The 13183-nt window shown below is 66.4% G+C and carries 13 protein-coding genes; 3 read left to right on the top strand and 10 right to left on the bottom strand.

The annotated features are described in order from the left end of the window. The first annotated feature begins 67 nt into the window (after positions 1-67). Positions 68-313: a DUF1145 domain-containing protein gene (locus BLS61_RS02245; protein ID WP_090426753.1), complete on the top strand. Its 246-nt coding sequence runs from the start codon at positions 68-70 to the stop codon at positions 311-313. Between the two features lie 362 nt (positions 314-675). Here the strand turns inward: BLS61_RS02245 and mmsB are convergent, their stop codons facing one another. From mmsB to BLS61_RS02210, 7 genes are all read right to left on the bottom strand, one after another. After that, positions 676-1560 carry a 3-hydroxyisobutyrate dehydrogenase gene (gene mmsB, locus BLS61_RS02240; protein ID WP_090426752.1) on the bottom strand — a complete coding sequence of 295 codons (885 nt, stop codon included), beginning with the start codon at positions 1558-1560 and terminating at the stop codon, positions 676-678. 151 nt (positions 1561-1711) lie between these two features. Then, complete coding sequence (locus tag BLS61_RS02235) at positions 1712-2548, bottom strand: isocitrate lyase/PEP mutase family protein (protein WP_090426751.1); 837 nt, start codon at positions 2546-2548, stop codon at positions 1712-1714. Between the two features lie 132 nt (positions 2549-2680). After that, positions 2681-3784, bottom strand: coding sequence for an enoyl-CoA hydratase/isomerase family protein (locus BLS61_RS02230; RefSeq protein WP_090426750.1), 1104 nt, complete (start codon positions 3782-3784; stop codon positions 2681-2683). A gap of 83 nt (positions 3785-3867) precedes the next feature. Beyond that, complete coding sequence (locus BLS61_RS02225) at positions 3868-4686, bottom strand: enoyl-CoA hydratase (RefSeq protein WP_090426749.1); 819 nt, start codon at positions 4684-4686, stop codon at positions 3868-3870. Positions 4687-4764: 78 nt separating this feature from the next. Next, positions 4765-5928, bottom strand: a complete 1164-nt coding sequence (locus tag BLS61_RS02220; RefSeq protein ID WP_090426748.1) for an acyl-CoA dehydrogenase family protein — start codon at positions 5926-5928, stop codon at positions 4765-4767. A gap of 6 nt (positions 5929-5934) precedes the next feature. Further along, positions 5935-7182 carry a substrate-binding protein gene (locus tag BLS61_RS02215; RefSeq protein WP_090426747.1) on the bottom strand — a complete coding sequence of 416 codons (1248 nt, stop codon included), beginning with the start codon at positions 7180-7182 and terminating at the stop codon, positions 5935-5937. Between the two features lie 97 nt (positions 7183-7279). Next, positions 7280-8776, bottom strand: coding sequence for a CoA-acylating methylmalonate-semialdehyde dehydrogenase (locus tag BLS61_RS02210; protein WP_090426746.1), 1497 nt, complete (start codon positions 8774-8776; stop codon positions 7280-7282). 124 nt (positions 8777-8900) lie between these two features. On the opposite strand from BLS61_RS02210, the gene BLS61_RS02205 reads away from it, so the two are divergent. Next, positions 8901-9782 (top strand): AraC family transcriptional regulator, encoded by an 882-nt coding sequence (locus BLS61_RS02205; protein WP_090426745.1) that lies wholly within the window; start codon positions 8901-8903, stop codon positions 9780-9782. Positions 9783-9785: 3 nt separating this feature from the next. Here BLS61_RS02205 and BLS61_RS02200 read toward each other — a convergent pair whose 3' ends face one another. Next, entirely contained in the window at positions 9786-10598 is an 813-nt protein-coding gene (locus tag BLS61_RS02200) for an HDOD domain-containing protein (protein ID WP_090426743.1), read from the bottom strand. Between the two features lie 137 nt (positions 10599-10735). Between BLS61_RS02200 and ung the strand changes: the two genes are divergently transcribed. Then, positions 10736-11425: a uracil-DNA glycosylase gene (ung, locus tag BLS61_RS02195; RefSeq protein ID WP_090426740.1), complete on the top strand. Its 690-nt coding sequence runs from the start codon at positions 10736-10738 to the stop codon at positions 11423-11425. A gap of 36 nt (positions 11426-11461) precedes the next feature. Here the strand turns inward: ung and BLS61_RS02190 are convergent, their stop codons facing one another. Both BLS61_RS02190 and BLS61_RS02185 read right to left on the bottom strand, forming a co-directional pair. Continuing rightward, positions 11462-12322 carry a DUF6279 family lipoprotein gene (locus tag BLS61_RS02190; RefSeq protein ID WP_090426738.1) on the bottom strand — a complete coding sequence of 287 codons (861 nt, stop codon included), beginning with the start codon at positions 12320-12322 and terminating at the stop codon, positions 11462-11464. Between the two features lie 159 nt (positions 12323-12481). After that, positions 12482-13183: an ABC transporter ATP-binding protein gene (locus BLS61_RS02185; RefSeq protein ID WP_090426735.1), complete on the bottom strand. Its 702-nt coding sequence runs from the start codon at positions 13181-13183 to the stop codon at positions 12482-12484.

Below are 13183 nucleotides of genomic sequence, written 5' to 3'. Positions count from 1 at the left end.
CGAAAGAAGGGCGGTTTCCTGCCAACCGCCCGGTCACACTTCAGGTTCATCCATTCGGAGGCTGACGATGAACCTGCTGTCTTTCGCCAAGGGCGCCCTGGCCATGTTCTGGCTGGTGGCGCTGATCAATCTCTTCTACCCCTTCGCCGCGCCGCTGGGCGGCTGGGTCAACTGGGCCGCCCTGGCGGTGCTGCTGGCGCATCTGGGCGAGCTGTTGCTGTTCGGCTCGCGCCTGCGGGGCCTGCCGCTGTTGTGGTGGCAGCGCCTGCAGGTGCTGCTGTTTGGTGTTTTGCATTTGCAGACGCTGCGCTGAATGCCGATGGCCTCGGTGCGCGTAGCGCACCCTACGACGGGTGCAGCTTCCGTAGGGTGCGCCATGCGCACCAGCCCTACCGGAAACACCCCGGTACGCGTAGCGCACCCTACGACGGGAGCAGCTCCGTAGGGTGCGCCATGCGCACCAGCTCTACCGGGAACACCCCGGTGCGCGCAGCGCACCCTACGATGAGTGCGGCTGCGTAGGGTGCGCCGTGCGCACCAGCTCTACCGGGAAACGCCCCGGTGCGCGCAGCGCACCCTACGAGGAGGGCGCGGCTTCCGTAGGGTGCGCCGTGCGCACCAGCCCTACCGGAAACACCCCGGTGCACGCAGCGCAGCCTATGGGCGACCAAGGCGCTATTCGACGAACAGCTGCTGCACCACCGAAAAATCCTGCTTGCCCTTGCCCTGTTTGAGCAGCAGGCGATACAGCTGCAGCGCCAGGGCGCCCATGGGTGTGCTGTTGCCGCTGTGGCTGGCGGTTTCCTGGGCCAGGCCGAGGTCCTTGGCCATCAGCTCGGCCATGAAGCCGCCGCTGTAACCCTTGGACGCCGGGGCGCTTTCCATCACCCCGGGCCAGGGGTTGTATTTCTCCAGCGTCCAGTTGCCGCCAGAACTCTGCCGCATGATCTCGGCCAGCACCGCCGGCTCCAGGCCGTTGGCCACGCCCAGGGCCATGGCTTCGGCAGTGGCGATCATCTGCACGGCGAGCACCTGGTTGTTGCACACCTTGGCCACCTGGCCGGCGCCGTCCGGGCCGGCGTGGAAGATGTTCCTGCCCATGGCGGTGAGGATCGGCCGGGCTTTCTCCAGCGCCTGGGCCTCGCCGCCGACCATGAAGGTCAGGGTGCCGGCGGCAGCGCCAGCCGTGCCGCCGGACACCGGCGCATCGAGCAGGGCGACGCCGCGCTCACGAGCAGCGGCGTGCACCTTGCGCGCGGACTCCGGGGCGATGGTCGAGCACTCGATCACCAGCGTGCCGGCGGGCAGCCGCGCGAGCAGGCCTTCTTCGCCCAGGTACAGGCCTTCCACATGGCGGCTGGCCGGCAGCATGCTGATCACCACCTGTGCCTGATCGCTGGCATCGGCGGCGCTCTCGGCCGCTACCGCGCCTTCGCCGGCCAGGGTATCGACGGCGCTGCGCACCAGGTCGAAGACTTTCAGCGGATAACCCGCCTTGAGCAGGTTGCGGGCCATGGGCAGGCCCATATGGCCGAGGCCGATAAAGGCGATCTGGGTCATGTCGGTTCTCCTTTTCTTGTTGCTCTTGGGGTACTGCTCAATGCCAATCAATCACGCATCAATCGTGTAGCTTCCCGGTGCTCTGCCGGTCGCGGCTGAAGCCCCTCCCACAGGCCCATGACCCGAACTGCATCCGGGCTACGGGCGCAGGTTACTGCCCGGCTTTGAACAGGTCGTTGATCGTGGCGAAGGGCGCCGCCTCCTTGGCGAAGCTGGGATCGCCCTGACGCAGGGCACTCGCGGCCTGCAGGAAGCCGCCCAAGGCCGTGCGCGCCAGGCTGGAGCCGACGCTGACGCGGCGCACGCCCAGCTCACGCAGGTCGTCCAGGCTCAGCGCGCTGCTGGACAGCCCCAGCAGCACGTTGACCGGTCGTGGTGCCACTGCGCGTACCACGGCATCGATCTGTGCTCGGGTGGTCAGGCCGGGGGCGTAGAGCACATCGGCGCCGGCTTCGGCATAAGCCTCCAGGCGACGCAGGGTGTCGGCCAGGTCTTCGCGCCCGTGCAGGAAGTTTTCCGCGCGGGCGCAGAGGGTGAAGGGGAAGGGCAGGCTGCGCGCCGCAGCCACCGATGCACGGATGCGCTCCACTGCCAGTTCCAGCGGGTAGATGGGGGCATCCGCACGGCCGCTGGCATCTTCGATGGAGCCGCCCACCAAGCCGCAGGCGGCGGCCTGGATCAGGGTTTCGGCGCAGCCCTGCGGATCGTCGGAGAAGCCGTTCTCCAGGTCGGCCGCCACCGGCAGAAGCGTGGCAGCGACGATGGCGCGGGCATTGGCCAGGGTTTCCTCGCGACTGATCAGTCCTTCGCCGTCGATGCGGCCAAGCGAGAAGGCCAGGCCGGCGCTGGTGGTGGCCAGGGCTTCGAAACCCAGGGCCGCGAGTATCTTCGCCGAGCCGGCATCCCAGGGGTTGGGCAGTACCAGCAGCTCGTCGCGTTGATGCAGGGCCTGGAAGGTCAGGGCTTTTTGCAGTTGCTTGTCGTCCATGCTGGTGCTCCTCTGAGGGCGTCGTGCCTGCTCTATCGCGAATGAATTCGCTCCGTGGTCGATGCCCCGGATTGCATCCGGGCTACGGGGCATATGTAGGGTGCGCCGTGCGCACCGAGTCGGCGCAACGTCCTACAGGTCCGCCAACGGATGCTCACCGTCCCAGGCCGGAGCGAAGTGCGCCTCGATCACCGCCTCGGGAATCGTGGCCACATCCGGCCAATGCCAATGCGGCGTCTGATCCTTGTCGATCAGGCGCGCACGCACGCCTTCGGGAAATTCGGGGTGGCGGCAGCAGTTCAGGCTCATGGCGTATTCCATGCGGAACACCTCGGCCAGCGACAGGTGCCGCGCACGGCGGATCTGCTGCCAGACCAGGTGCGCGGTCAGCGGGCAGCCGTGGGCCAGGGTCTTGGCGGCGCGGGCCAGCAGGGCGTTGTCATCCTGCTGCAGGGCGCTGATGGCCTGTACCGCTGCCGGCAGGTCGGCGACATCAAGCAGCTCGTCGATGCGTTCGCGGCGCGGTAGCCACTGGGCCGCCGGCAGTTCGCCGCATGCCTCGTTCTCCAGTGCGCGCAGCAGGCTGTGCAGTTGCAGGTCGGCTTGTTCGCGCCAGTTCAGTTGCACCAGGCCTTCGAGCAGGGCGTCCTGCTGGTCGTCACGCAGGAAGCGGTCGGCCAGGTTCAGGTCCAGCGCATCGCGGGCATTGATGCTGGCGGCGGTGAGGCCAAGAAACAGACCCAGACGTCCCGGCAGGCGGGCAAGGAACCAGCTGCCGCCGACATCCGGGTACAGGCCGATATTGATTTCCGGCATGCCCAGGCGGCTGCTCGGTGTGACGATGCGGATGCCGGCGCCCTGCATCAGACCCATGCCGCCGCCCAGCACGTGGCCGTGAGCCCAGCAGATGAAGGGCTTGGGGTAGCTGTGGATGCGGTGGTCGAGGCGGTATTCGTCGGCGAAGAAGCGCCGCGCCAGCGGCGGCACCTCGCCGGGGTGTTCGCGGCACTGCTGCACCAGCTGTACCACGTCGCCGCCGGCGCAGAAGGCTTTCGGGCCGGTGCCGCGCAGCATCACGCAGGCGATGGTCGGGTCTTCGGCCCAGGCTTTCAGGCGCGCATCGAGCGCCTCGATCATCGGCAGGGAGAGGGCATTGAGGCTCTTCTCGGCGTCCAGGCTGGCGATGCCGATGCGGTAGCCATGCAGGGCGGGGCGTTCTTCGAATTGCAGATTCATGGGATCACCTTTGGGGCTTCAGGCTGCAGGCGATGCGCCGCTCTTGCCTGAGGCCTGCAGCTTGCGGCCTGTAGCCGCTCTTCTCATTTGTTGCGCCACTGCGGGTCGCGTTTCTCCAGGAAGGCGTTGACACCCTCGCGGGTATCGTCGGCGTCGAACAGGTCGACGAAGCGCTCGCGCTCTTCCGCCAGCCAGGTGTTCGGGCCGCGCTCGCGCGCGCCCTGGATCAGCGGCTTGATGGTGCGCACCGCCACCGGGCTCTGCCGTGCCACCTTGGCGGCCAGGAGCAGGGCGGTGCCGCGGGCCTCGCCGGCATCCACCACCTGTTCGACCAGGCCGATGCGCAGGGCGGTTTCGGCGTCGAGGCGTTCGCCACAGAGGATCATGCGCTTGGCCCAGCCCTCACCCACCAGCCAGGGCAGCGCCTGGGTGCCGCCGGCGCAGGGCAGCAGGCCCACGGCCGCTTCCGGCAGGGCCATCTGCGCTTGGCGTTCGGCGATGCGGATGTCGCAGGCCAGGGCGCATTCCAGGCCGCCGCCCATGGCGTAGCCGTTGATCGCGGCGATGGATACGCCGCGAAAATCGCGCAGGGTCTCGAAGGCCTCGCCGAAGCGCCGGGCCATCTCGCGGGCACGCGCCTTGTCGCCGTCGGCGAACATGTTCAGGTCGGCGCCGGCGGAGAAGAACTTCGGCCCCTGGCCGGTCACCACCAGGGCGTAGACCTCGTCGTCACGGTTGAGGTGCTCGACCACCTGCTTGAGACCGATCAGCGAGTCGCGGTCCCAGGTGTTGGCCGGTGGATGGTTGATGGTGATCAGCGCGGTATGGCCGTGCTTTTCCACGGTGAGCTTGTGGGTCAGGTCGAAGATGCCGGATTTGTAGGTTTCGATGGCTGTACTCATGGTCGTCCTCGATACGGATCATTGCTGCAGGAGCGAGCTCTGCTCGCGAACATCGCACGTTCCTACCTATCGTGGTTACTACAGCAGGCGATCGAGCATGCCGCCCTGCAACAGCAGGCGGCGCGCAATGATCACCCGCATGATCTCGTTGGTGCCTTCCAGTATCTGGTGCACGCGTGCGTCGCGTACCCAGCGTTCCAGGGGATAGTCATTCAGATAGCCATAGCCGCCGTGCAGTTGCAGCGCTTCGTTGCAGACCGCGAAGCAATGGTCGGTGGCGAAGCGCTTGGCCATGGCGCAATACAGGCTCGCCTCGCCGTGGCCCTGGTCGAGCCTGTGTGCGGCCAGGCGCACCATCTGCCGGCTGGCGGTGAGGTCGGTGAGCATGTCGGCGAGCTTGAACTGCAGCGCCTGGAATGCGCTGAGGGGCTTGCCGAACTGCTTGCGTTCCTCGACGTAGCGCAGGCTCTGCTCAAGCGCTGCCTGGGCCGCGCCGAGCGAGCAGCTGGCGATATTCAGGCGGCCGCCATCGAGGCCCTTCATGGCGTAGACGAAGCCTTCGCCTTCGGGGCCGATGCGGTGGCTGGCGGGGATGCGCACGCCATCGAAGGTGATGGTGCGGGTCGGTTGCGCCTTCCAGCCCATCTTGTCCTCGTTGCGCCCGTAGCGCACACCGGGCGCATCGGCCGGCACCAGGAAGCAGGAGATGCCCTTGGCGCCGTCCTCGCCGGTACGCGCCATGACGATCAGCACGTCGGTCGAACCCGCCCCGGAGATGAAGCATTTGCTGCCATCGATGAGGTAATCATCGCCGTCACGCCGCGCGCGGGTGCGCAGGTTGGCGGCATCGGAGCCGGCATCCGGCTCGGTCAGGCAATAGGACGCCAGCAACTGGCCGTTGATCAGCCCCGGCAGCCAGGCATCCTTGAGCGCCTGATCGGCGAAGCTGGCGAGCATCCAGGTGGCCATGTTGTGGATGGTCAGGTAGGCGGTGGTGGCCACACAGCCGGCCGCCAGCTGTTCGAAGATCAGCGAGCTGGACAGCCGCGACAGCCCCAGCCCGCCGTCCTCCTCCTTCAGGTAGAGGGCCAGGTAGCCCTGTTCCGCAGCGCGGCGGATCACCTCGATGGGGAAGTGGTGTTCACGGTCCCAGTCCGCGGCATGGGGCGTCAGTTCCCGCGCGGCGAAGGTGCGGGCGCTGTCGGTCAGCAGGCGTTGCTCGTCATTGAGTTCGAAGTCCATGGCATCTCATTGCAAGGTCAGGGGTTGGCCGCCGGCCCGGCGCTCGGCCTGCCAGTCGGCGAGGCTGGGCAGCGCCGTGCTGGCGTCGAGGCGGTCGACGATTTCGAAGTAATCCTGCTTGAGCGGGTCCTTGAGCACCTCGTCGCGCGGTTTCACCTTCACCGCGTAGACCGTCTGCAGGTTCTGGTGATCGAAGGCGCGCCATTGCTGTTCGCCTTTCAACAGGCTGTAGCGGTGGCCCTCCAGCGCCTTGATCAGCGCTTCGCTGTCGAGACTGTTGGCACGCCTGGCGGTATCGGCCCACTGCTGGACGATGCTGTAGGCCGAAGCGGCGGAGCTGGAGGGGTACATCTGGTAGCGGGTCTTGAAGGCCTGGACGAAGGCTTCGCCACGCGCGGACTTCTCCAGCGCCGGCACGCGCCAGGTCCAGGGTTCGGTGCCGATCACGCCCTGCATCAGGTCCGGGCCGGCCTGCTCGACCATGCTCTGGGTGAGGTTGGGCGCGACGATCTGCATGCGCTCGGTCAGGCCCAGGTCCTTGGCGATGCGCATGGCGCGCACCAGGTCCTCGCCGAACAGCACCAGGGCGAGGATATCGACCTTGCTTGCGGCGGCCTGGGTCAGTGCGTCCTGATAATCGGCCAGGCGCGCGCCGGGGAAGGGAATGCGCACACCGGCGTGCTCGGCTGCGTTGTCACTGGAAGTGGCCTGGCGCAACGAGGCCTCGCTGGTATGGCCCCAGGTGTAATCGGCCGTGACGTAGAAGTAGCGCTTGTTCGGCAGGGTCTTGCTCAGGTACTGGCCGAGCACCTTGGCACTCATCCAGGCGTTGTTGCATTCGCGGAACATGTAGCGGTGGCCGTCCTTGCCGGTGGTGTCGTTGGAGTAGGTGAGGGTGCCGAAGTACAACAGGCCGTGCTCCCTGGCGCGCTTGCCGGCGGCGATGGCCACGGCGCTGGAGGCGCCGCCGAAGAGCATCACCGCACCTTCGGCAGCCAGCTTGTCGACGTTCTTCTCGGCCTTGGCCGGGCGCGAGGCTGTGTCCTTGCTGGACAGGCGCAGTGGCCGTCCCAGCACACCGCCCTGGGCGTTGATCTCGTCGATGGCCAGCAGGGCTCCACGCATCTGCGCCAACCCCTCCTCCTTGTATGGCCCGGTGCGCGGGTAGTTGAGACCGAGGGTGATGGGCTTGGCTGCCTGCGCACAGGCGGTGATTGTGGCCCACAGGGCCAGGACGGCGGACAGTTGGCGCATTGCAGTTCTCCTTGTTTTTGTTCTGCAAGGAGTTCTTTTACGCCGCTTGTCCAGTTCAGGTGATCGTCTATTGGTCTAACGAAAGATCACCCAGTTCTCATTTCAGTTGAATGGTCATGTTCGGCCCGTCGCCGAGCGGCGTGTCGTCGAACCAGCGGCTGGTCACCGTCTTGGTCTCGGTGTAGAAGCGCACCGCCTGTTTGCCGTAGGCATGCAGGTCGCCGTAGAACGAGCCCTTCCAGCCGGTGAAGGAGAAGAACGGCAATGGCACCGGGATCGGTACGTTGATGCCCACCTGGCCGACCTCCACCGCGTGCTGGAAGTGCCGCGCGGCGCCGCCGGAGCGGGTGAACAGGCTGGTGCCGTTGCCGTAGGGGCTGGCGTTGACCAGCTCGATGGCCTCTTCCAGGCTGTCCACCTCCATGCACACCAGCACCGGGCCGAAGATTTCCTCGCGGTACAGACCCATCTTCGGCGTCACGCCGCGGAACAGGGTCGGCCCGACCCAGTTGCCGTTCGGGTAACCTTCCACCCTGCACTGCGAGCCGTCGAGCAGGCACTCGGCGCCCTCGGCCTTGCCTTCATCGATCAGGCGCAGCACGCGCTGGCGGGCCTGCGGGCTGATCAGCGGGCCGTAGGCGGCGCCGCCGTCCTGCCAGTGACCGGGGCGCAGCGCGGCCATCTGCTCGGCCAACTCGTCGATCCATTGCTTCGACTCGCCGACGAACACCGCCACGCTGATCGCCATGCAGCGCTGCCCTGCTGCGCCGCAGCTGGCGCCGAGCAGGTTGCTGATGACCTGATCCTTGGGTGCGTCCGGCATGATCACCATATGATTCTTGGCCCCGGCGAAGGCCTGTACGCGTTTCAGGTGCTGAGTGCCGGTGCGGTAGACGTGCTGGCCGACCGTTACCGAACCGACGAAGGACACCGCGCGTACCGCCGGGTGCACCAGCAGCGCATCGACCTGCTCGCGGCCGCCATGCAGCACCTGCAGCACCCCGGCCGGCGCGCCGGCCTCGAGGAACAGTTCGGCCAGACGATTGGGCGTCATCGGGTCCTGTTCCGATGGCTTGAGGATGAAGGTATTGCCGCAGGCGATGGCCAGCGGGAACATCCACAGCGGGATCATCGCCGGGAAGTTGAACGGGGTGATGCCGACGCACACGCCCAGCGGCTGAATCCAGCTGGCGGTGTCGATCTCGCGGGCGACGTTCTCCACCGTCTCGCCCATCATCAGGCCGGCGATGTTGGCCGCATGCTCGGCCACCTCGATGCCGCGCCAGACGTCGCCCTTGGCATCGGCGAAGGTCTTGCCGGTTTCGCGGGCGAGTATTTCCGCCAGCTCGTCGTGGTGTTCCTTGAGCAGATGCTGGTAGCGCAGCATCAGACGCGCGCGTTCCGATACCGGCACCTCGCGCCAGGCGAGAAAGGCCTGCTGGGCGCTGGCCACGGCAGCCTCGATTTCCTCGGCGGTGGCCCTGGGGGCGAGGGCGATCACCTCCTGGGTGGCCGGGTCGGTGACTTCGATCAGTTCGTGGGCCTGGCTGACGCGCCATTGGCCGTCGATCAGTTGCGGCAGGGTACGGGGCATGCTCGCCTCCTTTTATTCTTGTACCGGCTTTTTATAGCCACTCGGCGCCGCTTTGTGGATTGACGATCTTGGCCTTCGGATGGACGATCTTGTCATTCATGGATGTTTTCGAGGAATGAGCGTCATGGGTTTGCGGGTGGAAACCTCCAACTGGCCGCTGCCGCTCGGCGGGCAGCGCTTCATCACCCCACCGCGCCTGCGCCGCCTGCTGGCGCGCCATCCGCTCAGTTCAGGCTGCTATCCCCTGGCCATGGGCTTCTACCCAGAGGCGGCCGGCCACCAGATGCGGCGCCTGCAGCCGGACGATCATCTGCTGATCTACTGCCGCTCCGGCAAGGGCTGGCTGGAAACGGAGGATGGACGATTCGAGGTTGCTGGTGGCGATCTGCTGCTGTTGCCGAGGACCGTGTCGCATGCCTATGGCGCGGATGGCTCAGATCCCTGGACGATCTACTGGGTGCACTTCGACGGCAGCCTCAGCGAGGACTTTTTGCGTCTGCTGGGCGCGCAGACGCTGCGGCGCATCGGTGTGCAGCCGCGTTTGCTAGGCGACTTCGAGGCGCTGCTGGGGCTGCAGCGCCAGGGCCTCAACGCCTTGCCCTTCATCCATGCCGCGCACCGCCTGCAGGCGATGCTGAGCTCCCTGGCGGTGCTGCCGGCGCGGGTCAGTCTGAAGTCCGGGCGGGTGCTGGACATCGAGGCGGTACAGGCGGTGATGCGCGCGCACCTGCATGGCAGCCTCAACCTCGACGAACTGGCGGCGCAGTTCAGGCTCTCGCGCTTTCACTTCGCCAAGACCTACCGCGCGCTGACCGGCCATGCGCCGATCCAGGACTTCATCCAGCTGAAGATGGCGCTGGCCTGCCGTCTGCTCGACCGTGGCGATATCGAGGTGCGCCAGGTTGCCGAGCAGCTGGGTTACGAGGACCCCTATTACTTCTCGCGGCTGTTTCGCAAGGTGGTGGGCATGGCGCCCAGTCATTACCGGGCGCTGCACCAGGGCTAGCAGTCAGGCGAGCAGGCGCTTCCAAAGTTGCAGTTCGCCGGCCAGCTCCTGCCTGAGTTCGCCGAGCGGTTGCTCCAGGCCCAGCTTCGCCTGCGCCGGCAGCGGCTCGGGCGGCGTGCGGTTGCTCTGCAGGGCACTGGCCAGCAGCACCAGGTCGGCCAAATCGGCAGCGCCCTCATGCTGGCGTTGCCATTGACCAAAAAGGCGCGTGGATTCGATCACGGCCGAGGGCAACTGCCAGCGCGTCAGGATCAGCGCGCCGAGGTCGCCCGACAGCTGCTCGCACAGCGCATGCAGCGTATCGCTGTCGCGTGGCACGTCCGGCCAGTGCTCCAGCTCCGACAGCAGCGGCAGGCTGCCGATGTCCTGCAGCAGGCCGCCGAGCATGGCATCGTCCAGCGATAGCCCGGTGCGCTGCGCCAGCACCGCGCAGTAGGCGGCGCGTTCGCGGGCGTTGCGCCAACGGGTACGAAAGGCCTGTTGCAATAGCGGCTCACTGCTGGTGAACAGATGCTGCAGGCTGAAACCCAGCACCAGGTCGGCCAGCTGGCGAGTGCCGAGGCGGCCCAGCAGTTCGCGCAGCGAGCTGCACGCGCGGTCGCCACGCAGCAGCGGCGTGTTGGAAAACTGCATCAGGTAGGCGGCCAGCGGCGGGTCGCCGGTGATCACGCGGGTCAGCTGTTCCAGCGAGGTGCGCGGGTCATCCAGCAGTTTACGGATGCGAACGGCAGCTTCCGGCATCTGCGGAATCCTGGCTTCGCCCTTGAGAAAACGACTGAGCAGCGCCATGCGCAGGGTGTCGATAGAAGGGGGCATCGGCTTGGCGTCACGGATTGATAAGGTTCCGGCAAGGCTAGCAAAGCATCCTGCGCCTTGCCGGCATGCTCTGCCTTGACTTGCCCTGCTGCCTTCTCTAGCGTGCCTCCACTCGTTTGCACCCGCAGGAAAAGCGCATGACCGAAGACCGCATCAAACTCGAAGCCAGCTGGAAGCAGGCGCTGCGCGAGGAGTTCGACAAGCCCTACATGAAAGCGCTGCGCGAGTTCCTGCAGGCCGAGAAGGCCGCCGGCAAGGAGATCTATCCGCCGGGCCCGCTGATCTTCAACGCCCTCAATTCCACGCCGCTGGATCGGGTCAAGGTGGTGATCATCGGTCAGGATCCGTACCACGGGCCGGGTCAGGCGCACGGGCTCTGCTTCTCCGTGCAGCCGGGCGTGCAGACGCCGCCGTCGCTGGTGAACATCTACAAGGAACTCAAGCGCGACCTCAACATCGACATCCCTGCCCACGGCTACCTGCAGAGCTGGGCCGATCAGGGTGTGCTGCTGCTCAACACCTCGCTGACGGTGGAGCGTGGCAATGCCGGCTCGCACGCGGCCAAGGGCTGGCAACCGTTCACCGACCGGGTGATCGAGGTGGTCAGCGAGCATCAGCCCAAGCTGGTGTTCCTGCTCTGGGGCAGTCATGCGCAGAGCAAGCAGCGTCTGATCGACCCGACCAAGCATCTGGTGCTGCGTTCGCCGCATCCATCGCCGCTGTCCGCGCATCGCGGTTTCATCGGCAACGGTCATTTCAGTCGCTGCAACCAGTTCCTCGCGCAGAACGGCATGAGCCCCATCGACTGGCGCCTGCCGGCACTATAAGGGGCGCGCCCTGGGTCGGGCGCGCGCCGGCTCATTTCAGCGGCTGGCTACCGACTCGCCGGCCTGGCACTGCTGTGCGGCCAGGTCCGATCGCAGGCTGCTCAGACGCTGGTTGGCGCGCCTGAGCTGTGAGTCGTCGGCCTGGGCGATGAGGTCGACGATCATCTCGGCCATGGCCTGGCGATTGACCTGGTAGCTGGCCTTGTAGGCATCGGTGTAGAAGCGCTCGCGTTCCTGCAGCAGCGCCGTCATCCGCGCGTCGAAGTCGTCGCTGCGGCGTGCCTCGAGCGCTTTGCGCAGGGCCTGTTGCCAGGCCAGGCGGTTGTCCAGCCACACCTGATTCTGCGCGCCCAGGCCCTCGGCCCAGTCGTCGACCCGCTGGCGCTGCGCCGCGTTGAGCTTGCCGAACCAGGGCTGCAGGCGCTCGCTCATGCGCTCGGCGCGGCGGGCGATCTGCTGCTCCAGCGGCGGTTCGAGAAACTCTTCGCGCAGCTCGGCGTTCTGCTCGTCGAGGGCGGCGAACAGTTGCTCTACCTGGCGCGGGCTCAGGCCGCGCAGCAGCTCGGTGGCGCTGGGGGTGATCTCCACGGCCAGGCGCTGCATGGCGCTGTCGAAGGCTTCCAGCTGCCCGACCAGGGCCTGGCTGTCGCGGCTGCTCAGCGCCTCCTGGCTGCGCTCCAGCCAATCCACATAACGCGGCAATTCCACACTGCAATGCCAGCTCAGGTGCTCCTGCAACTGCGGCTTGAGCCAGGCCTTCTGTTCGCTGTTCAGGGCCACGTAGTCGCCGAGCTTCCAGGGAATCAGCCGGTCCAGGTTGCGGTAGGCCAGGTCGATGCGGCTGCAGGCGCTGAGCAGCACGCTGAGGACCAGTAGCAGGAGCAGGGATTTGCGCATGAACGCTGTCTCGCAAAGGCAGAGCACTTGAGACTAATACTCGACGAACCTGATGCAAGAGGATGGAAATATCCGCTTAAGACTTCAGCGAAGCGGGCATTCGATGCACGGGCAAAAAGAAACCGCCCCGAAGGGCGGTTCCGATAGAGCGGGTATCGCTTAGCCGCCGAGGTAGGCGTCGCGTACCTTGGGGTCGTTGAGCAGCTCTTCGCCGCTACCCTGCATGACGATGTGGCCGTTCTCCAGCACGTAGCCGCGATCGGCCAGCTTCAGCGCCTGGTTGGCGTTCTGCTCGACCAGGAACACGGTCACGCCGTCCTTGCGCAGTTGCTCGATGATGTCGAAGATCTGCTGGATGATGATCGGCGCCAGACCCAGCGACGGCTCGTCGAGCAGCAGCAGGTTGGGCTTGCTCATCAAGGCGCGGCCGATGGCGAGCATCTGCTGTTCGCCGCCGCTCATGGTGCCGGCACGCTGGACGAAGCGTTCCTTCAGGCGCGGGAACAGGTGCAGGACCTTGTCCAATTGCTCCTGATTCTCCGCCTTGTCGCCGAAGAAGCCGCCCATGGCCAGGTTTTCCTCGACGGTCAGGCGGGCGAACACGCGACGGCCTTCCGGCACGATGGCGATGCTCTTGCGCATGATCTCCGGGGTATCCATGCCCACCAGCTCTTCACCCTGGTAGCGGATGCTGCCGCTGGTGGCGCGCGGATTGCCGCACAGGGTCATGAGCAGGGTCGACTTGCCGGCACCGTTGGCGCCGATCAGGGTGACGATCTCGCCTTTCTGCACTTCGATGCTGACATCGTGCAGCGCCTGGATCTTGCCGTAGAAGGTTGAGACGTTGTTGAAGCTCAGCAT

The sequence above is a fragment of the Ectopseudomonas guguanensis genome (genome assembly GCF_900104265.1).
In the GTDB taxonomy this organism is placed as follows: Bacteria; Pseudomonadota; Gammaproteobacteria; order Pseudomonadales; family Pseudomonadaceae; genus Aquipseudomonas; species Aquipseudomonas guguanensis.
The sequence above is the reverse complement of the archived record's forward strand: the minus strand, read 5'-3'. Positions and strand labels throughout refer to the sequence as shown.

What these genes read in the sequence shown, in the direction of transcription:
- BLS61_RS02220 (WP_090426748.1), bottom strand. Translation starts at nt 5,928, where the DNA reads ATGGACTTCGAACTCAATGACGAGCAACGCCTGCTGACCGACAGCGCC.
- ung (WP_090426740.1), top strand. Translation starts at nt 10,736, where the DNA reads ATGACCGAAGACCGCATCAAACTCGAAGCCAGCTGGAAGCAGGCGCTG.
- BLS61_RS02190 (WP_090426738.1), bottom strand. Translation starts at nt 12,322, where the DNA reads ATGCGCAAATCCCTGCTCCTGCTACTGGTCCTCAGCGTGCTGCTCAGC.
- BLS61_RS02200 (WP_090426743.1), bottom strand. Translation starts at nt 10,598, where the DNA reads ATGCCCCCTTCTATCGACACCCTGCGCATGGCGCTGCTCAGTCGTTTT.
- BLS61_RS02205 (WP_090426745.1), top strand. Translation starts at nt 8,901, where the DNA reads ATGGGTTTGCGGGTGGAAACCTCCAACTGGCCGCTGCCGCTCGGCGGG.
- BLS61_RS02235 (WP_090426751.1), bottom strand. Translation starts at nt 2,548, where the DNA reads ATGGACGACAAGCAACTGCAAAAAGCCCTGACCTTCCAGGCCCTGCAT.
- BLS61_RS02225 (WP_090426749.1), bottom strand. Translation starts at nt 4,686, where the DNA reads ATGAGTACAGCCATCGAAACCTACAAATCCGGCATCTTCGACCTGACC.
- mmsB (WP_090426752.1), bottom strand. Translation starts at nt 1,560, where the DNA reads ATGACCCAGATCGCCTTTATCGGCCTCGGCCATATGGGCCTGCCCATG.
- BLS61_RS02245 (WP_090426753.1), top strand. Translation starts at nt 68, where the DNA reads ATGAACCTGCTGTCTTTCGCCAAGGGCGCCCTGGCCATGTTCTGGCTG.
- BLS61_RS02215 (WP_090426747.1), bottom strand. Translation starts at nt 7,182, where the DNA reads ATGCGCCAACTGTCCGCCGTCCTGGCCCTGTGGGCCACAATCACCGCC.
- BLS61_RS02230 (WP_090426750.1), bottom strand. Translation starts at nt 3,784, where the DNA reads ATGAATCTGCAATTCGAAGAACGCCCCGCCCTGCATGGCTACCGCATC.
- BLS61_RS02210 (WP_090426746.1), bottom strand. Translation starts at nt 8,776, where the DNA reads ATGCCCCGTACCCTGCCGCAACTGATCGACGGCCAATGGCGCGTCAGC.
- BLS61_RS02185 (WP_090426735.1), bottom strand. Translation starts at nt 13,183, where the DNA reads ATGCTGAGCTTCAACAACGTCTCAACCTTCTACGGCAAGATCCAGGCG.